The sequence below is a fragment of the Serratia sp. JUb9 genome, from assembly GCF_014298095.1.
Lineage (GTDB): Bacteria > Pseudomonadota > Gammaproteobacteria > Enterobacterales > Enterobacteriaceae > Serratia_B > Serratia_B rhizosphaerae.
The window spans coordinates 531,531-550,850 of the sequence record NZ_CP060416.1; the positions used below are offsets into that span (position 1 = coordinate 531,531).

Here is a 19,320-nt window from a genome sequence, read left to right on the forward strand (position 1 = left end):
TATTACTTCACATAGGTAAAGGCGGTGGTGACGTGTTTGACGCCGCTCACCTGGCTGGCGATCTGCGCCGCCGATTGCCCTTCCTGTTCGGTCACCAGGCCGAGCAGGAACACTTCGCCGTTCTCGGTAGTGACTTTCACGTTAGAGGATTTCACCGTGTCGCTGGTCAGGATCTGCGAGCGAACCTTGGTGGTGATCCAGGTATCCGCCGAGGCGGTGCTCAGGCTGACCGGCGTGCCCTGACGGATTTCGTTATACACCTCGGTGGCGCCTTCCACGCCCATGGCGATCTGTTTGGCGCGGGCGGACAGGTCAGAATTTGGCGCCTGTCCGGTCAGCAGCACTTTGCCCTGATAGGCGGTAGCCACCACGCGGGCGTCTTTCTTCAGTTGCTGGTCTTTACTCATTGCGTTTTCGACCCGCGCTTCCAGCGTGCCGTCGTCAACCTGTGTGCCGATAGTGCGCGGATCGGTCGCGGTTTTAGTCGCCACCGCCGCGCTGCCGACCACCACTGCCGGCACGCAGCCTTGCAGCATCAGAGCGCCTAGCAGCACGGCGTAAACAGTATGAAGCTTCATTCGAACTCCTTAATCAATCGTCCTGGTGGGGAAACAGCGTATTATCAATCAGGTCGCATAGGCAGTTTACCGTCAGCATATGCATTTCCTGAATTCGTGAACTGCGGTGTGACGGAATGCGGATTTCTACGTCCTGCTGACCCAGCAAACCGGCCAGCTCCCCGCCGTCGTACCCTGTCAGCGCCACGATGGTCATATCGCGGGTGACGGCGGCTTCAACGGCCTTCACAATATCACGGCTATTGCCGCGGGTGGAAATAGCCAGCAGCACGTCGCCGGTCTGTCCGAGCGCGCGCACCTGCTTGGCATACACTTCATCATGCAACCGATCGTTGGTGATGGCGGTCAGCACCACATTGTCCGCGTTCAGGGCGATCGCCGGCAGGCTGGGCCGTTCGGTTTCGAAGCGATTAATCATGCTCGCCGCAAAATGCTGGGCATTGGCGGCGGAGGTGCCGTTGCCGCAGCACAGGATCTTATTGCCGTTGAGCAGCGACTGCACCAGCGTCATCGCCGCCCGGGAAATGGCGTCCGGCAGCGCTTCCGCCGCCGCGATCTGGGTCTGAATGCTTTCGGTAAAACAGGTTTTGATTCTTTCTAACACGTTGTCATTATCCAGGCCGGCTGCACCGGCAACGTAGAACTTATCTCATCGGCTATGCCCTGCGGCAGACGCTTAATCCGCATTGAAGGCATTGGGTATCCATTCTAACTGGCTGCCGGTGAAGGCCAAAACGTCAAAACGGCAAGGCGATGTGTCGAAACTGGCGCCTCGCCCCGCCAGCCAGACGGCGGCGGCGCGCAGCAGGCGCTGTTGTTTGCGATAGGTGACGCTGGCGGCGGCATCGCCAAAGGCGGCGTTGCGCCGGTAGCGGACCTCCACGAACACCCAGGTCTGGCCGTCGCGCATAATCAGATCGAGCTCGCCGCCGCGCACCGCCACGTTGGCGGCGACGAAGGCGAGCCCGGCGCGTTCCAGGTAGCGGCGGGCCTGTACTTCATAGCCCGCCCCCTTGGTGCGTTGGCTCAGGAGGCCGGAACGATCTGACCCTGACGATATTGCAGCCAAGGCAGCTTCCTGTTGATCACGCAGTTAGACGATGCGGTCAGCGCGCCGGTGGCACCGGACAGCTGGAACCCCGGCAGCTGACGCATTTCGGAGAAGTGGTTCGCCAGTTGCCAGGCGTCCACGCCCATGGCGTACAGACGCATCAGGGAGTAGTCGTTGCGGAACTTGGCGGCGGCCTGTCGCATCAGCTGCGGGTTGGCGCCGGCCAGCATCGGGATATCGCTGAACTGCAGGCCTTCCATTTCCAGACGGAAGTCCGGGCCGGAACCGGCCTGATAGCTGCGTGAGCTGGCGTACAGCGTCGGCTTGCCGCGACCGCTGATATTCATATCGATCATTGGCTTGATCAGCGTCAGCTGCGAGCGGTTGGCGACGATATAAACCGCGTCGACTCGGCCGCCGGTGGCGGCCGGGATATCGCTCGGCGGCGCCGGGATGGTCAGGCCGGCAACGGTGACCGACTGCTGCGCCGGAGCGCTAGCGGCCACCGGGGTGCCGGACAGGCGGATGCCGGAGCGCACCGATTGACGCAGTTCATTCACGGAGCCGATGTTCTGCTGCAGCACGGTGCCGCCGCCCTGTTTCTGCCACTCTTCGGCAAAGGCTTTGGCGACGCGGCTGCCGAACGAACCGTGCGGAACCAGCAGCAGCGGCTGACGCTTCTGCTGCGTCCAGATATGGCGGGCGGCGTCGCGCGCCTCATCTTCCGGCGACAGGGCGAAGTAGCAGACGTTCGGGCTGTCCTGCGGCGTTTCCGGCTGGTTGAGCGCCAGCACGTTCAGCGAAGTGCTGGTGCTGGCCAACTGATCGACGTTGTTCTTCAGCAGCGGGCCGACCACCAGGGTCGCGCCGTCCTGCTGCGCCTGCGTCAGCAGGGCGGACAGCGGCTGGCTGGAGGTGTCATACACTTTAATCTGCGCGTTGCTCATCTGCGGCTGTGCCGGCGCCGGCGTTGCGGCCGGGGCGCTTGGCTGCGCGGCGCTGATTGGCGCGGCGGCGGCGGCTTCTTCCGCCGGCGCGGAGGTGCTCACCGCGCCGTTGGCGTTAAGATCGCCGGACTGCGCGTCAGGCGCCGTCACCGGCTGCTCTGCGCTGCCGCCGGCCGGCTGCGCTTGCGGCTGTGGCTGCGCTGGAGCCGGGGCGCCGGCGGTGCCGTTCTTCGCCGCTTCAAAGCCTTGCTGGATGGCGTCGGCAAATACCTTCGCCTGGCCGTTCATCGGCAACAGCAGGGCGATGTTGGAGGTGGACGCCTGGGTAAGGTTCAGCGCCTGGTTCAGCTGGGTCGGCAGCGACTTGGCGGCCGGGTTTTGCGGATAGCGGTTCTGCCAGTCCTTGATGCCGGCTTTCAGCATCTCCGGATCCTGACGGTTCTCCTGATAGACGCGCAGCAAATCCAGCCAGCCCTGCAGCACGTTTTCGTCGGCGTTGATCACCAGGCTGTTCATATCCTGCGGCGTCAGGCCCAGCAGAGTCTTCCAGGTCTGGTCCAGGTTATCCTGGTGCGCCTTGTCGTTCAGCAGCGGCTCCTGCGCGATATAGGCGCGGATCAGCGGCAGTGAGGCCTTGCCCTGGTTGGCGGCGATCTGCGCCTGATAGAAGCGTACGCGCTGGTTCGGCGACAGCGTGTTGTTGTCGATGCCGTTCAGCGTGTTGCGTGCGGCGCTGAGGTTTTTGCCCGCGATTTGCAGCTCGGCGCTCAGCAACTGGCGCTCCGTCTGCCGTTCGCCGCTCAGGTTCTGCGGCAGCGCGCTCAGCTGTTGGTTAGCCTGCGGCAGCTTCCCTTCGCGCAACAATGCGCGAATAGCAAGTAATTGCCAGTCAGCCTTGTTATCATCGCTGCTCTGCTGCATTTGCTGCAGATAGTAATCGGAGCTGGCGCTCGCCTCGTCCTGAATATTGGCGGGCGGAGTCTGCGGAGCCTGGCCTGGGCAGCCTGCAAGCAGCAGGGTGGCCACGATAACAGGCATAAAACGCCCTGCTTTGGTACGAACGAATTTTGAGGAAAGCATACTGTATCCAGTGATGTTTTTTTCAAGATGCTCAATATTAAATCGGCAATCCGGATGAAACAATGAATCAACACCAACAATCAGTCATTTCTGCATCAACGCTGTACGTGGTGCCCACCCCGATCGGCAATTTGGGGGATATCACCCAACGCGCGTTAGCGGTGCTGGAAAGCGTTGATCTGATCGCGGCGGAAGACACGCGCCATACCGGATTGCTGCTGCAACACTTCGCGATTAACGCGCGGTTGTTTGCCCTGCACGACCATAATGAACAGCAAAAAGCTGACCAACTGCTGGCGAAGCTGCAGGAAGGTCAAAGTATAGCCCTGGTTTCCGATGCCGGGACGCCGCTGATCAACGATCCCGGCTATCACCTGGTGCGGCGCTGCCGCGAAGCGGGCATCCGCGTGGTGCCGCTGCCGGGCGCCTGCGCCGCCACGACCGCGCTGTGCGCCGCCGGCGTCGCTTCAGACCGTTTCTGTTACGAAGGCTTCCTGCCGGCGAAAACCAAGGGACGTAAGGATACGCTGCTCGCGCTGGCAGAGGAACCTCGCACGCTGATTTTCTATGAATCCACCCACCGCCTGCTGGACAGCCTGCAAGATATGGTGACGGTGTGGGGGCCGGATCGCTACGTGGTGCTGGCGCGTGAACTGACCAAAACCTGGGAGTCGATTTACGGCGCGCCGGTCGGCGAGCTGCTGGCCTGGGTGCAGGAAGACGAGGTGCGCCGGCGCGGTGAGATGGTGCTGATCGTCGAAGGGCATAAGGCGCAGGACGATGCGCTGCCGCCGGAGGCGCTGCGTACGCTGGCGCTGCTGCACAAGGAGCTGCCGCTGAAGAAAGCGGCGGCGCTGGCGGCGGAAATCCACGGCGTGAAGAAGAATGCGTTGTATAAATACGCGCTCGAGCAACAGGAAGGGTGACAAATCGGTCAGGAACCGATTTGAACGCTGCTTGCAGCGGCCCCGAAGGGGCGAGGCCCTGTGATGGGCCGAATATAAGAAGGTTTACACTGTTGTGCCTTGAGGCGTATACTCCGCGCCGGAGTTGACCAGACAGTCGCCGCTTCACTGCCGTCCTCATTGGGGAGACAGGTGGAGGGGAGGAAAGTCCGGGCTCCATAGGGCAGGGTGCCAGGTAACGCCTGGGGGGCGCAAGCCTACGACTAGTGCAACAGAGAGCAAACCGCCGATGGCCCGCGCAAGCGGGATCAGGTAAGGGTGAAAGGGTGCGGTAAGAGCGCACCGCGCGGCTGGCAACAGTTCGTGGCACGGTAAACTCCACCCGGAGCAAGGCCAAATAGGGGTTCACATGGTACGGCCCGTACTGAACCCGGGTAGGCTGCTTGAGCCAGTGAGCGATTGCTGGCCTAGAGGAATGACTGTCCACGACAGAACCCGGCTTACCGGTCAACTCCACTCCTCTTCAAACAAACGGGCTGGCGCATTGCGTCAGCCCGTTTGCTTTTGTCACGCCGCCGGCGCTAGCGGCGCGAGCGCACCACCTGATAGCGGCGGGTGAAGTACTCCACCGGCGCACTCCAGACGTGCACCAGACGGGTGAACGGAAACAGCAGAAAGATGGTCATGCCGAGCACCAGATGGATGCGGAAGATCGGCGCGACGCCGTCCAGATGCACCGAGGCGCCGCCCTGGAAGGTGACCACCGCCTGCGCCCAGCCCACCAGCTTCAGCATTTCGCTGCCGTCCATATGCTGGGCGGAGAAGGGAATGGTGGACAACCCCAACAGGCACTGAATCAGCAGAATGCTGAGGATCAGAATATCGGCGGTGCTGGAGGTGGCGCGGATGCGCGGATTAAACAGCCGGCGCACCAGCAGCATCATGCCGCCGACCAGCGTCAGTACGCCACACACGCCGCCCAGCACCATCGCCAACTGCTGTTTGACGGCGATCGGCAGGAACCAGGCGTACATCCAGTGCGGCGTCAACATGCCGAACAGGTGGCCGAAAAAAATCCCCAGAATGCCGATATGAAACAGATTGGAGGCCAGACGCATACCGCGTTTATCCAGCATCTGGCTGGAGCCGGCGCGCCAGGTGTATTGCCCGTAGTCGTAACGCAGCCAGCTGCCGAGCAAAAAGACCGTACCGCACAGGTAGGGGTAGATATCGTAAAAGAAGACGTTCAGAAACGGGATCATTTCGGGCCTCCTGAACCGACGTCGACATACTGCGGCGCGACGTCCTGGCTAAAGCGCCGCTGGTAACTCTGCTGCGGCGAACTGTCGCAGGCGGCGCTGTTGTCGTCGATAAATTTCACCTGTTCTTCCTCCCACACGGCGTCCATCGCCTGCGGCGTGTCGTCGCGCGTTTCCGCTGCCGCCTGTCGGCTGGCGTTATCGCTGCGCAGCGGACTGTCGGCCAGGGTCAGCAGCGCGTCAAACAGCGGCTGCCACGCCGCGCCGCGCTGCTTCAGCCGGGCGCCGAGCAGCGCCAGAATCGGCGCTACGTTCTGCAACCCTTCCCGCGCCTGCGCGGGGGGCAGAATGCTGAGGTATTCCAGGTAGAGCGGCAGATAGTCCGGCAGTTCCCGGCAGGCCAGCTGCAGACCCTGCTGCTGATACTGCCCCATCAGTTCCACCATCGCCTGGCCGCGGTCGCGGGACTCGGCGTGCACGTGCTCAAACAGCAGCAGCGAGGTGGCGCGCCCGCGGTCGAAAATCTCGCACCATTCCGCCTGCCGGTCCAGCAGCGGGGCGCTAAACAGCGTGCGGGTAAACGGCAGCAGTTCGGGCGCCTGTTGCTCGACCAGCGGCAGCACCTCGTCGGCGCAGGCCCACAGATCGTCGTCCGGGTAGTCGATCAGCAGGCCAATGACTTTCAGGATTTGCATCACTTGCCCTCCGCCTTGTCCTGCACTTCGGTGATGTTGATGGCGTCAATGCGGCTGCTGTTGAACAGGTTGAACTTGGTGTCGGAGCCGTGGCAGCCGTCGCCGAAGGTAAAGCCGCAGCCGTTGCGTTCCGGGAAGGCGTCTTCGGCCATTTCCCGGTGGCTGGTGGGGATCACAAAGCGATCCTCATAGTTGGCGATCGCCAGATAGCGGTACATCTCCTCCACCTGTTCGACGCTGAGGCCGACCTCTTCCAGCGCGCGGGTGTCCGTCACGCCTTCCACGGTTTGCGAGCGTTTGTAGTGGCGCATCGCCATCATGCGCTTCAGCGCGCGCAGCACCGGGCCGGTATCACCGGCGCTAAGCAGGTTGGCCAGATACTGCACCGGGATGCGCAGGCTTTCTACCGCCGGCAAAATATTGCCGTTGTGCGGCAGCGCGCCGGCGTCGGCCACTGACTGAATCGGCGACAGCGGCGGCACGTACCACACCATCGGCAGCGTGCGGTACTCCGGGTGCAGCGGCAGCGCCAGTTTCCAGTCCATCGCCATTTTGTACACCGGCGACTTTTGCGCCGCCTCGATGACGTTTTGCGGGATCCCCTGTTTCAGCGCTTCTTCGATCACCGTCGGATCGTGCGGATCGAGGAACACTTCGCATTGGCGTTCATACAGATCGGTTTCATGTTCGGTGCTGGCGGCCTCCTCAATACGGTCCGCGTCATACAGCAGCACGCCCAGATAGCGGATGCGGCCGACGCAGGTTTCCGAACAGACGGTCGGCTGGCCGGACTCAATGCGCGGATAGCAGAAGATGCACTTCTCCGATTTGCCGCTTTTCCAGTTAAAGTAGATTTTCTTGTACGGACAGCCGCTGATGCACAGCCGCCAGCCGCGGCACTTATCCTGGTCGATCAGGACGATGCCGTCCTCTTCCCGTTTGTAGATCGCGCCGCTCGGGCAGGTGGCGACGCAGCTGGGGTTGAGGCAGTGCTCGCACAGGCGCGGCAGGTACATCATGAAGGTGTTTTCAAACTCGCCGTACATCTCCTTCTGCATTGCTTCAAAGTTTTTATCGCGGGCGCGTTTCTCAAACTCGCCGCCGAGCAGCTCCTCCCAGTTGGGGCCCCACTCGATTTTGTCCATGCGCTGGCCGCTGATCAGGGAACGTGGCCGGGCGGTGGGCTGATGTTTGCTTTCCGGCGCGCTGTGCAGATGTTGATAGTCGTAGGTGAAAGGTTCGTAATAGTCGTCGATGCCGGGCAGGTTAGGGTTGGCGAAGATCTTGGACAGCACGCCGACGCGGCTGCCGAGGCGCGGCTCCAGTTTGCCGTTGATCTTGCGGATCCAGCCGCCTTGCCAGGTGTCCTGATCCTCCCAGTTTTTCGGGTAGCCGATGCCCGGCTTGGTCTCCACATTGTTGAACCACGCGTACTCCATCCCTTCGCGCCCGGTCCAGACGTTTTTACAGGTGACCGAACAGGTATGGCAGCCGATGCATTTATCGAGGTTGAGCACCATGCCCACTTGCGAACGTATTTTCATTTTTTCGGCTCCTGTACCTGATCGTGACCTTCATCATCCAGCCAGTTAACGTTTTTCATCTTGCGGATCATGATGAATTCGTCGCGGTTCGAGCCGACGGTGCCGTAGTAGTTAAAGCCGTAGGCCAACTGGGCGTAGCCGCCGATCATATGGGTGGGTTTGGGGCAGACGCGGGTGACGGAGTTGTGGATGCCGCCGCGCATGCCGGTTACCTCGGAGCCGGGGATATTCATGATGCGCTCCTGGGCGTGGTACATCATGGTCATGCCGGGCGGCACGCGCTGGCTGACCACCGCGCGGGCGGTCAGCGCGCCGTTGGCGTTGAAGGCCTCGATCCAGTCGTTATCCTCTATGCCCAGCTCGCGGGCGTCGGCTTCGCTCAGCCAGACGATCGGCCCGCCGCGCGACAGCGTCAGCATCAGCAGGTTTTCACTGTAGGTGGAGTGGATGCCCCATTTCTGGTGCGGCGTCAGGAAGTTCAGCGCTTTTTCCGGGAAGCCGTTGGGCGGCACGGCGCGCATTTTGCTGACGCTCCGGGTATCGATCGGCGGACGGTAGGCCACCAGGCTTTCGCCGAAGGCGCGCATCCACGGATGATCCTGATACAGCTGCTGGCGGCCGGACAGCGTGCGCCACGGGATCAGCTCATGGACGTTGGTATAGCCGGCGTTATACGAAACGTGTTCGCTCTCCAGCCCTGACCAGGTCGGGCTGGAGATGATTTTGCGCGGCTGCGCCTGAATATCGCGAAAGCGGATCTTCTCCTCTTCCTTATTGCGCGCCAGGTGGGTGTGGTCGCGGCCGGTAAACTCGCCGAGCGCCTGCCAGGCTTTCACCGCCACCTGGCCGTTGGTTTCCGGCGCCAGCGTCAGGATCACCTCTGAGGCGTCGAGCGCGCTGTCGATCAGCGGTCGCCCCTTGGCCGGCCCGGTAGTTTTGGTGTAATTGAGCTTACCGAGGAACGCCACCTCGTTCTGCGTTTCCCAACTGATGCCCTTGCCACCGTTGCCCAGCTTATCCATCAGCGGGCCGAGGGAGGTAAAGCGCTCATAGGTGGCGGGGTAGTCGCGTTCTACCGCTACGATATTCGGCGCGGTTTTGCCGGGGATCAAATCGCACTCATGGTGGCGCCAGTCCTGGATGTCGAACGGCTGCGCCAGCTCCGCCGGCGAGTCGTGCTGCAGCGGCTGCAGCACCACATCGGTTTCCTGTCCCAGGTGACCGACGCAGGTCTCGGAAAACGCCTTGGCGATGCCCTTATAAATTTCCCAGTCGCTTTTTGATTCCCAGGCGGGGTCGACCGCGGCGGACAGCGGGTGAATAAACGGATGCATATCCGAGGTATTCATATCGTCCTTTTCATACCAGGTGGCGGTCGGCAGCACAATATCGGAGAACAGACAGGTGCTGGACATGCGGAAATCGAGGGTGACCAGCAGATCCAGCTTGCCTTCAATGGCCGCCTGCTGCCACTCGACCTCTTCCGGCTTCACCTCGTCCGTTTCACCCAGCGCCTCGCCCTGAATGCCGCTGTCGGTGCCGAGCAGGTACTTCAGCATATATTCATGGCCCTTGCCGGAGGAGCCCAGCAGGTTGGAGCGCCAGACAAACAGGTTGCGCGGGTGATTGCCGCCGCTGTCCGGTTGTTCACAGGCGAAACGGATATCGCCGGTTTTCAGCGCCTGCACGGTGTAATCGATCGGGGAAATGCCTGCGGCGTCGGCCTGCGCCCTGATGCGCAGCGGGTTCAGGTTGAGCTGCGGGGAGGAGGGCAGCCAGCCCATGCGCTCGGCGCGCACGTTAAAGTCAATCAGGTGGCCGCTGAAGCGGCCGGCATCGGCCAGCGGGGAGAGCAGCTCCTGGGCGGTGAGTTTTTCGTAGCGCCACTGGCTGGCGTGGTTGTAGAAGAAGGAAGTGCTGTTCATCTGCCGCGGCGGGCGGTTCCAGTCCAGCGCGAACGCCAGCGGCAGCCAGCCGGTCTGCGGCCGCAGCTTCTCCTGGCCGACATAGTGCGCCCAGCCGCCGCCGCTTTGTCCCACACAGCCGCAGAACACCAGCATATTGATCATGCCGCGGTAGTTCATGTCCATGTGGTACCAGTGATTGACCCCGGCGCCGAGAATAATCATCGAGCGGCCGTGGGTTTTATGCGCGTTATCGGCGAACTCCCGGGCGATACGCTCAATATGCTGCTGCGGCACGCCGGTGATCTGCTCGGCCCAGGCCGGGGTATAGGCTTTGATCTCTGAGAAATCCTGCGCGCAGTGGGGGTCGTCCAGTCCGCGGTCCAGGCCGTAGTTGGCCAGCAGCAGATCGTACACGCAGGCGACCCGCGCTTCGCCGCCATCGGCCAGCGTCAGGCGTTTGACCGGCAGCTGATGCACCAGCACCGGCGTCTGCGGCACGCTGCGAAAGTGCGGGTTCTCATTGCCGCCGAAGTAAGGGAAGGCGACGCCGGCCACCTCATCGTGCTCGCCCAGCAGGGAAAGCCGCAGCTCCGTTTCTGCGCCGGCCGCCAGCGGTTCCAGGTTCCATTTGCCTTTTTCGCCCCAGCGGAAACCGATGGAACCATTGGGCGCCACCGGTTCGCCCGTCTGGCTGAACGCCACCGTTTTCCATTCCGGGTTGTTGCTTTCCCCCAGGTTGCCGACCAGATCGGCGGCGCGCAGCATGCGGCCCGGCACGTAGCTGCCGTCTTCGCGCGCTTCCAGTATCACCAGCATCGGCATATCGGTGTAGCGCCGGCAGTAGTTGAGGAAATAGTCGCTGGGGTTATCCAGGTGGAAGGCTTTTAAAATCACGTGTCCCATCGCCATGGCGAGCGCGCTGTCGGTGCCCTGCTTGGGCGACAGCCACTGGTCGCACAGCTTCGCCACCTCGGAGTAGTCGGGCGTGATGGCAATGGTTTTGGCGCCTTTGTAACGCACTTCGGTAAAGAAGTGCGCGTCCGGCGTGCGGGTCTGCGGTACGTTCGAGCCCCAGGCGATCAGGTAGCTGGAATTGTACCAGTCGGCGGATTCCGGCACGTCGGTCTGTTCGCCCCAGGTCATCGGCGAGGCCGGCGGCAGGTCGCAGTACCAGTCGTAAAAACTCAGGCAGGTGCCGCCGATCAGCGACAGATAGCGGGTGCCGGCGGCGTAGGAGACCATCGACATCGCCGGGATCGGCGAGAAGCCGGCCACGCGATCCGGGCCGTAGTGTTTGATGGTCCAGACGTTGGCCGCGGCAATCAGCTGATTCAGCTCGCGCCAGTTGGAACGTACAAAACCGCCGTGGCCGCGTACCTGCTTGTAGCCGGCGGTTTTTTGCGGATCGCTCTGGATGGCATCCCAGGCGGCGACCGGATCGCCGTGCTGCTGCAGGGCTTCACGCCACAGTTCAATCAGGCGCTTGCGCACCAGCGGATACTTCAGGCGGTTAGCGCTGTAGAGATACCAGGAGTAACTGGCGCCGCGCGGGCAGCCGCGTGGTTCGTGGTTGGGCATATCGGGGCGGGTGCGCGGGTAATCGGTCTGCTGGGTTTCCCAGGTAACCAGGCCGTTTTTGACATAGATCTTCCAGCTGCAGGAGCCGGTGCAGTTGACCCCGTGGGTAGAGCGGACGATTTTATCGAATTGCCAGCGCTGCCGGTAACTGTCTTCCCAGTCGCGGTTGCTGTCCATCACCTGGCCGTGGCCGTCCGCAAACGTGTCGCCTTTTTGCTTAAAGTAGCGAAAGCGATCGAGTAGCTTACTCATGACATTTCTCCTGACAGGGCTGCTCACACCCTGTGGTTACACTGCTCACAGATTGCTGATTGGGCCCGCTGCAACGGGTCGATTATTTCTTGGCAGGCGTGCGGCGACCGTAAACCAACCAGGTCACCAGCACGCAAACGACGTAAAACACGAGAAAGACCTTCATCGCGCCGACCGGCGAGCCGGTCATCGCCAGTGAGGTGCCGAAGGCTTTGGGAATAAAGAAGCCGCCGACGGCGCCGATGGCGGAGATAAAGCCCAGCGCGGCGGCGGTATCGGTCACCGCTTCGTGCTGCGCCTGTTCATCGCTGCCGCCGCGCGCCTTCACCCTGTCGATAGTGATGCGGCGGAAGATCACGGCGATCATCTGGAAGGTGGAACCGCTGCCCAGCCCGGCGGTGAGAAACAGCCCCATAAACACCAGATAGAACGCCAGGAAACTGCCGGAGCCGCTGCCGGGCAGGGTCAGGAACAGCAGGGCGGTAAACAGCGCCATAAACACGAAGTTGATCAGGGTGACGCGCACGCCGCCCAGCTTGTCGGAGATCACGCCGCCCATCGAACGCGCCAGCGCGCCGATAAACGGGCCGAAAAACGCCAGCTGCAGAATATCCACCTCGGGAAACTGCGTCTGGGCCAGCATGGCGAAGCCGGCGGAAAAACCGATAAACGAACCGAAGGTGGCCAGATACAGCAGCCCTAACAGCCATAGGTGCAGGCGCTTTAGCACCGGCAGCTGTTCGGCGATCGAAGCTTTCGAGCTGGCGATATCGTTCATGCCGACCCAGGCGGCCAGAGTGGCCACCAGCAGCAGCGGCACCCAGATCCAGGCGGCGTTGGCCAGCCACAGCGTGGCGCCGTCTTCCTGAGCGACGCCCGGTACGCCGAGCAAGGTAAACAGCGGCAGCAGGATCACCAGCGGCGCGATCATCTGCATCACGCTGACGCCCAGATTGCCGAGGCCGCCGTTAATCCCCAGCGCGCTGCCCTGTCGGGCCTTCGGGAAGAAAAAGCTGATATTGCCCATGCTGGAGGCAAAGTTGGCGCCGGCAAAGCCACACAGCAGGGCGATAACGATAAACACCCAGTAAGGCGTGGCAGGGTGCTGAATGGCGATGCCGAGCGCCACGCAGGGGATCACCAAAATCACGGTGCTGATCACCGTCCAGTGGCGGCCGCCGAACATCGGCACCATAAACGAGTAGGGCACGCGCAGCAGCGCGCCGGAGAGCGAGGGCAGTGCGGTCAGTAAAAACAGCTGGTCGGTGGTGAAGTGAAACCCCACCTTGTTGAGGTTAACGGCCACGGCGCTGAACAGCATCCAGACGCAGAACGCCAGCAGCAGACAAAAAACGGAAATCACCAGATTACGACGCGCGATGCCTTTACCTTTATTGTTCCAGAAGGCCTCGTTCTCCGGCCGCCAGTCACGCAAAAGATAGGGATTATCTTTCTCAGTTTGTTGCGACATATGCCCTCACTAAATGGCTAACCTAATGAAAACACGATTGAATATTATAATTGCCCGGCGGGTTGTTTTTTAACCTGTCGAACGGGTTTTAGATTGAAGCGTAGATGAAGAATGCCGCTTATGTGATATATCGGCTTATTCTGTGGGGTTATGAGTGTAAATTTTTGTAACCATAAATATTTAAATACATCAATATCTATGCAGAATATTGTCAGGATGGGGAGAGCGGGCAAGGCTCAGTAGAATGATGGGGGCGGCAGTAAGAGCCATCGTGATGAGGCCGTTATTGGCGCTTTTTTAGAGCATTCAACAATTCAGCCAGCGCTTCAGCGTAGTTTTTAGCAGCAGTGTTGCGTTCAATAGCCGGCTGTTCCTCTGTCGCCATTGCCAGCGCGGCACCATGGGTGAAATCGACAAGTATACCGACCCATCGCCGGACACCTGCTGACGACAACCCGCTTCGGTGCAGCAGTTGTGTAATGTCAGTGGTGATCCTTCTGGCCTGTTTGGGGAATACCGTGGGTCGGCTGAAAATCAGCAGCGTTAGTCCGGGGTGCTGCAATACCTGGCTGTGGTAAGCCTGCAACAACCCCGCCAGTCGGGTGAGGGGATCGTCATCTGGCGGGGCGGTAACCTCTTGATATACCCTCTCTGCCATAGCGGCGATCAAGCCGTCCCGATCGCCAAAATAGTAGTAGATCGTCATCGGATTGATGCGTAATCTCGTCGCCAAAGCGCGCATCGTAAAGGCTTCTGGCCCTAGTGTATCTAGCATCTCCAACGCTGCAGAGAGAATTGCACCAGGCAAAATCACTCCGTTGCCGCGCGCCGGACGCCCGGCCGGCCGGTTCATGAGACGACTCGATAGCGTGACTGAACCAGCCCGGAAGCGAAGGTACGGGTGTGCTCATGAACCAATGGAATATCGGTGGGAAGGGAACCGAACAGAGCACGCCCTTGCCCTAGCAGCAATGGAATATGGGTGATCACCAGATCGGCAATCAGGCCAGCCTGCAAAAATGACTGGATAATGCGACCACCATCGACATATACCCGCCGATGTCCTTCGGCTGCCAGCATCGTCATCGCCTGTGTGGGCGAGCTGTCGGAAAAGCGAATTTTCCCTGTTAGTTCAGCAGGAATGTGCTGTTCGTCCAACGTGCTGGAGAGGATGAGTACCGGGCGGGTGTATGGCCATGGGCGGACATGTTGTACGGTCTCATAGGTAGCGCGTCCCATCAGTATGACGTCAATATTTTCAATAAAATCATCATAACCATGATCCTCTTGAGGATCATCGCGTTCGAGCAACCATCCTATATCGCCATCGGTACGGGCAATAAAACCGTCAAGACTTGCAGCGATGAAAACGTGTCCGGAGATCATTTCAATACCTATTATTTATACGGCGTATAAATAATAGTGGTGCCATGGAGTGATAACGTCAAATTTATCGTTCTAATTGGCGCCGATGGTCCTGTTCAGCGCCGGATAAAGTCAGAAACCACAGTCGCTCAGTCCCGGATGATCGTCCGGGCGTCTGCCCAGCGGCCAGTGGAAACGGCGTTCGGCCTCGGCAATCGGACAGTCGTTGATACAGGCGAAGCGGGTGGTCATTAGCCCCTGCGCATTAAATTCCCAGTTCTCGTTGCCGTAGCTGCGGTACCAATTACCGGAATCGTCATGCCACTCATAGGCGAAGCGCACCGCGATTCTGTGTGCGTCAAACGCCCATAACTCTTTGATCAGGCGGTAATCCAGCTCCTTCTGCCACTTGCGCTGTAAAAACTGCACCACTTCATCACGTCCGTTAACGAACTCGGCGCGGTTGCGCCACCGGGTGTCCGGCGCGTAGACCTGCGCTACACGTTGTGGATCGCGACTGTTCCAGGCGTCTTCGGCCAGACGGACTTTTTGCCGGGCGCTGTCCGGCATAAAGGGCGGCAGCGGGGAACGGGTTTCCATGATACTTTCCTCTTGGTATGTAGACAGAGTTGTCTACATGTGCAGGTTATCTTGTGTAGACAGACTTGTCTACATGCTGCGATAATCTCTGCCAGGAGGCATTCATGACCACAGCCGATTCACGCAGCGCGCGCGAGCGCATTATTGATACCGCCCACCGTCTGTTTTACCAAGATGGCATCCGTGCCACCGGTATCGACCGTATTATCAAACAGGCCGGGGTGACCAAGGTGACCTTTTATCGCCACTTTCCCGCCAAAAACGATCTGATTCTGGCGTTTTTACGCTATCGGCATGAACGCTGGATCGCCTGGTTCCGCGAGACGCTGGCGCGGGAGATGGCCAACGGCGGCACGCTGCCGCAGGCGTTGCCCGCCACGCTGGCACAGTGGTTCGCCACGGCGGATTTTCGCGGCTGCGCGTTTATCAATACGGCAGTGGAAATGGCCGACAGTCTGCCGGAAACGCTGGTGCAGGCGCGTGAGCACAAGCAGGATATGATGCGGGAGATCGCCGCTTTCCTGCCGGATGACCGGCAAGGGGCGCGCGAGGCGCATAAGCTGGCGTTATTGGTCGACGGGGCGATCGTGATGGCGCAGCGTGGGGAAAAGGGGGCTGAGGTGCTTTCGTTACTGCGCGAATGCGTGGCGGATAGCCTGAAACGCTAGGCGCAGGCGTCCGGCGACCTGCGCATTGATGCGTTTACTCCGGGAGATCGATCAGCAACGCGCGCAGCGGCGTTTCAGCCCGCAGCGTAAGCAGAGTTTCGTTATGCACGAAAGCGCCGTCGCCGCAGGTCAGGTGCTGCGGCGCATGGTGCTCGCCGTGGGCGGAACAGGCGCCGTGGATCGATTGCAGATAGGCCCGCGGGCCGTGCAGCGGCAACGTCAGTGCTTCCCCGGGCGCTAAATCCAGGTGGTGAATCCACACCTGCTGGCGTAAATGCAGACTGCCCTGTGCGCCGTCCGGCGAGGCCAGCAACTGGTGGGACTGCGGTTGCAGCGCCAGGCGCTGAATACGCTCGTTGGCGCGTTCCGGGCAGGCGTCCAGCCACAGCTGCATACGCGTCAGCGGCGTGTCGGCACTGAGGTTTTGCTCGCCGTAGCTGACGCCGTTATGCGCCGCCAGCAGCAGGACTTCGCCGGCGGCGGCGCGGACGCTGTTGCCGTCGTTATCACGGTACTCTGCTTCCCCCTGCAGGATCAGGTTGATGATGTCGACATTGGGGTAGGCGCGCGGCTGCAGAGCAGCGCCCGGCGCCAGCACTTCCTGGTTCAGCACCCGCAGCGAGGCGTAGCCCATCAGTTTGGGATCGAAGTAGTGTCCGAAAGAAAAGGTGTAGCGAGCCTGCAGCCAACCAAAGTCAGCTTGCCCGCATTGTTCTGCTGTTCTGCATGTGATCATGGCAATGGGCTCTCTAATTTCAATCTGTATATCCTAAATAATTCGAGTTGCAGGAAGGCGGCAAGAGAAGGAATCCCGATGAGCTGACTCGGGTCAGTGATTCGGGTGACTGAGCGCAGCCAACGCACCTGCAGCTTGAAGTATGATGGGTATAAATGGTAAGCATCTGGACGGCAGATTGTTAGCCAGTTAATCTGGTTGCCATATTCAAATTTCCTGACAGAGAGATGCAATGGCCAGAGATCGGGCGTTAACGCTTGAAGCGTTAAGGGTGATGGATGCCATCGATCGCCGCGGCAGTTTTGCCGCAGCGGCAGATGAGCTGGGCCGGGTGCCGTCGGCGCTCAGCTACACCATGCAAAAACTGGAAGAAGAGCTGGACGTGGTGCTGTTTGACCGTTCCGGCCACCGCACTAAATTCACCAACGTCGGCCGTATGCTGCTGGAACGCGGCAGGGTACTGCTGGAAGCGGCCGATAAGCTGACCACCGACGCTGAAGCGCTGGCGCGCGGCTGGGAAACGCACATCACCATCGTCAGCGAGGCGCTGTCGCCGCCCAGTCTGCTGTTTCCGCTGGTCGACAAGCTGGCGCTGAAGGCGAATACCCAGGTGTCGATTTTGAGCGAAGTGCTGGCCGGCGCCTGGGAGCGTCTGGAACAGGGGCGGGCCGATATTGTGATCGCGCCGGATATGCATTTTCGCGCCTCGTCGGAAATTAATACCCGCAAACTGTATAAAGTGATGAGCGTCTATGTGGCTGCGCCGGATCACCCGATTCACCAGGAGCCGGAACCGCTGTCGGAAGCCACCCGGGTGAAATACCGCGCCATTGCGGTGGCGGACACCGCGCGCGAACGCCCGGTAATTACCGTCCAACTGCTGGATAAGCAGCAGCGGCTGACCGTCAGCACCATCGAAGACAAGCGTCTGGCGCTGTTGGCCGGCCTGGGCGTGGCGACCATGCCGTATTCCATGGTGGAAAAAGATATCGAAGAGGGGCGGCTGCGTGTTGTGGGGCCGGAATACAGCCGTGAGGCGGACATTATCATGGCCTGGCGGCGCGACAGTATGGGCGAGGCGAAAGCCTGGTTCCTGCGTGAGATCCCGCGGCTGTTCGCCCAGAAATAATTAAAACCTCGCCGAATGGCGAGGTTTTTTTATTAGCGGAAACGCTGGTCGCGGCCGTGCGGCTCATTCAAATCCTGCGCCGGGCCGATGGAGATAATGCCGTACGGATTGATGGTGGCGTGACTGCGGTAGTAGTGATGGCGGATATGCGCCATATCGACCGTCTCGTCGACGCCCGGCAGCTGATAAATATCGCGCAGAAAACCGTACAGATTCAGGTAGTCGCTGATGCGCCGCTTGTCGCATTTAAAGTGGGTGACATACACCGGATCGAAGCGCACCAGCGTGGTCCACAGGCGTAAATCCGCCTCGGTCAGCCGATCGCCGGTCAGATAACGGTGCTGGCCGAGGATCTGCTCCAGCCGCTCCAGCGAAGTGAACACGCCGTTCACCGCTTCATCGTACGCTTCCTGACTGGTGGCAAAACCGGTTTTGTAGACGCCGTTATTGACCGTGTCATAAATCCAGCCGTTCAGCCGATCAATTTTTTCGCGCAACTCGGCCGGGTAATAATCGCCGGCGCGTGCGCCCACGCCGTCAAAGGCGCTGTTGAACATGCGCAGGATATCGGCGGATTCGTTGCTGACGATGGTCTGCCGCTGCTTATCCCACAGCACCGGCACGGTCACGCGGCCGCTGTAGTGCGGATCGGCGCGCAGGTAGAGCTGGTAAAGAAAATCGGCGTGGTACAGCGGGTCGCCGCTGGCGCCGGGAAAATCGTCAGCGAAGGTCCAGCCGTTTTCCAGCATCAGCGGATGCACCACGGAAACCGGAATAATCTGCTCCAGCCCTTTCAGTTTACGCATCAGCAGCGTGCGGTGCGCCCACGGGCAGGCGAGGGAAACGTACAGGTGATAGCGATCTTTTTCCGCGACAAACCCGCCGTCGCCGTGCTCGCCGGGCTGTCCATCGGCGGTGATCCAGTTGCGGAACTGGGAGGTAGAACGCTTGAAGCGGCCACCGGTGGATTTGGTGTCGTACCAGACGTCTTGCCAAACGCCGTCAACGAGTTGTCCCATGGGTGTCTCCTTCGTCTTGTATGACAGAACGGGAGTCAGGCATGCCTGACTCCCCTAAGATTAGTTTACCACTTCTTGTTCAGCAGGCGGTCGATGCTGAATGCGCCCGGACCGGCGATGGCCAGCACGATATAACCGCCGGCGATGGTCAGGTTTTTCATAAACATCAGCTGGTTAACACCATCTGCAAAGTTAGTGTGGAACAGCAGCGCGGTCAGAATGGTGAAGCCGGCGGTAAACAGCGCCGTGGTGCGCGTCAGGAAGCCGAACAGAATCGCCAGGCCGCCGCCGAACTCCAGCAGGATGGTCAACGGCAGCAGGAAGCCCGGTACGCCCATCGATTGCATGTACTGCTGAGTGCCGGCGTAAGCGTCGCCCATTTTGCCGTAGCCGGCGACGATAAACAGGATTGGCATCAAAATACGCGCCACCAACAAACCGGTATCTTCTAATTTTTTCATCATTCACTCCAAAAGTTTTTTGCGCCACGCTGGCTGTGTTATGTCATCTGGCGGCGCGCAGAGCGTTGTTCTGCC

Annotated in this window: 18 protein-coding genes and 1 other RNA gene; 4 read left to right on the top strand and 15 right to left on the bottom strand. The window is 60.5% G+C overall.

The features are described from left to right. Window positions 1-2 precede the first annotated feature (2 nt). From dolP to HF675_RS02555, 4 genes are all read right to left on the bottom strand, one after another. Entirely contained in the window at window positions 3-578 is a 576-nt protein-coding gene (gene dolP / locus HF675_RS02540) for a division/outer membrane stress-associated lipid-binding lipoprotein (RefSeq protein ID WP_105232737.1), read from the bottom strand. Window positions 579-591: 13 nt separating this feature from the next. Further along, entirely contained in the window at window positions 592-1,182 is a 591-nt protein-coding gene (diaA, locus tag HF675_RS02545) for a DnaA initiator-associating protein DiaA (RefSeq protein WP_015961975.1), read from the bottom strand. Window positions 1,183-1,254: 72 nt separating this feature from the next. Next, window positions 1,255-1,608 (bottom strand): YraN family protein, encoded by a 354-nt coding sequence (locus tag HF675_RS02550; RefSeq protein WP_172606328.1) that lies wholly within the window; start codon window positions 1,606-1,608, stop codon window positions 1,255-1,257. Next, entirely contained in the window at window positions 1,605-3,656 is a 2,052-nt protein-coding gene (locus tag HF675_RS02555) for a penicillin-binding protein activator (protein WP_105232735.1), read from the bottom strand. Before HF675_RS02555 ends, HF675_RS02550 begins: the two co-directional genes overlap by 4 nt. Before the next feature lie 62 nt (window positions 3,657-3,718). On the opposite strand from HF675_RS02555, the gene rsmI reads away from it, so the two are divergent. Beyond that, a complete protein-coding gene (rsmI, locus tag HF675_RS02560; RefSeq protein ID WP_105232734.1) occupies window positions 3,719-4,582 on the top strand; it encodes a 16S rRNA (cytidine(1402)-2'-O)-methyltransferase in 864 nt (287 codons plus the stop codon). Between the two features lie 120 nt (window positions 4,583-4,702). Beyond that, an RNA gene (rnpB, locus tag HF675_RS02565) (RNase P RNA component class A) lies at window positions 4,703-5,080 on the top strand. A 62-nt stretch (window positions 5,081-5,142) separates the two neighbouring features. On the opposite strand, the gene narI is transcribed toward rnpB, so the two are convergent. From narI to HF675_RS02605, 8 genes are all read right to left on the bottom strand, one after another. Continuing rightward, complete coding sequence (gene narI, locus HF675_RS02570) at window positions 5,143-5,823, bottom strand: respiratory nitrate reductase subunit gamma (protein ID WP_187043988.1); 681 nt, start codon at window positions 5,821-5,823, stop codon at window positions 5,143-5,145. Then, entirely contained in the window at window positions 5,820-6,515 is a 696-nt protein-coding gene (gene narW / locus HF675_RS02575; protein WP_111736313.1) for a nitrate reductase molybdenum cofactor assembly chaperone, read from the bottom strand. The genes narI and narW overlap by 4 nt, the downstream gene beginning before the upstream one ends. Continuing rightward, window positions 6,515-8,059: a nitrate reductase subunit beta gene (narH, locus tag HF675_RS02580; RefSeq protein ID WP_187043989.1), complete on the bottom strand. Its 1,545-nt coding sequence runs from the start codon at window positions 8,057-8,059 to the stop codon at window positions 6,515-6,517. The genes narW and narH overlap by 1 nt, the downstream gene beginning before the upstream one ends. Then, window positions 8,056-11,796: a nitrate reductase subunit alpha gene (locus tag HF675_RS02585; RefSeq protein WP_105232730.1), complete on the bottom strand. Its 3,741-nt coding sequence runs from the start codon at window positions 11,794-11,796 to the stop codon at window positions 8,056-8,058. The genes narH and HF675_RS02585 overlap by 4 nt, the downstream gene beginning before the upstream one ends. An 82-nt stretch (window positions 11,797-11,878) precedes the next feature. Then, window positions 11,879-13,267, bottom strand: a complete 1,389-nt coding sequence (gene narU / locus HF675_RS02590) for a nitrate/nitrite transporter NarU (protein ID WP_187043990.1) — start codon at window positions 13,265-13,267, stop codon at window positions 11,879-11,881. 283 nt (window positions 13,268-13,550) lie between these two features. Continuing rightward, window positions 13,551-14,075 carry a TetR/AcrR family transcriptional regulator gene (locus HF675_RS02595; RefSeq protein WP_222618795.1) on the bottom strand — a complete coding sequence of 175 codons (525 nt, stop codon included), beginning with the start codon at window positions 14,073-14,075 and terminating at the stop codon, window positions 13,551-13,553. A 41-nt stretch (window positions 14,076-14,116) separates the two neighbouring features. Continuing rightward, entirely contained in the window at window positions 14,117-14,653 is a 537-nt protein-coding gene (locus HF675_RS02600; protein ID WP_105232727.1) for a dihydrofolate reductase family protein, read from the bottom strand. Between the two features lie 111 nt (window positions 14,654-14,764). Continuing rightward, window positions 14,765-15,232, bottom strand: coding sequence for a nuclear transport factor 2 family protein (locus HF675_RS02605; RefSeq protein ID WP_187043992.1), 468 nt, complete (start codon window positions 15,230-15,232; stop codon window positions 14,765-14,767). A gap of 104 nt (window positions 15,233-15,336) precedes the next feature. On the opposite strand from HF675_RS02605, the gene HF675_RS02610 reads away from it, so the two are divergent. Beyond that, window positions 15,337-15,900 (top strand): TetR/AcrR family transcriptional regulator, encoded by a 564-nt coding sequence (locus HF675_RS02610; RefSeq protein ID WP_111736317.1) that lies wholly within the window; start codon window positions 15,337-15,339, stop codon window positions 15,898-15,900. Between the two features lie 34 nt (window positions 15,901-15,934). Here HF675_RS02610 and HF675_RS02615 read toward each other — a convergent pair whose 3' ends face one another. Further along, the gene (locus tag HF675_RS02615; protein WP_187043993.1) at window positions 15,935-16,636 is read right to left on the bottom strand and encodes a pirin family protein; all 702 of its coding nucleotides are present in this window, start codon (window positions 16,634-16,636) and stop codon (window positions 15,935-15,937) included. Window positions 16,637-16,868: 232 nt separating this feature from the next. Between HF675_RS02615 and HF675_RS02620 the strand changes: the two genes are divergently transcribed. Beyond that, window positions 16,869-17,765, top strand: coding sequence for a LysR family transcriptional regulator (locus HF675_RS02620; protein WP_105232722.1), 897 nt, complete (start codon window positions 16,869-16,871; stop codon window positions 17,763-17,765). A gap of 32 nt (window positions 17,766-17,797) precedes the next feature. Here the strand turns inward: HF675_RS02620 and HF675_RS02625 are convergent, their stop codons facing one another. Further along, the gene (locus HF675_RS02625; protein WP_187043994.1) at window positions 17,798-18,784 is read right to left on the bottom strand and encodes a glutathione S-transferase family protein; all 987 of its coding nucleotides are present in this window, start codon (window positions 18,782-18,784) and stop codon (window positions 17,798-17,800) included. Between the two features lie 65 nt (window positions 18,785-18,849). Next, window positions 18,850-19,245 (bottom strand): DoxX family protein, encoded by a 396-nt coding sequence (locus HF675_RS02630; RefSeq protein ID WP_105232720.1) that lies wholly within the window; start codon window positions 19,243-19,245, stop codon window positions 18,850-18,852. Window positions 19,246-19,320: the final 75 nt, after the last annotated feature.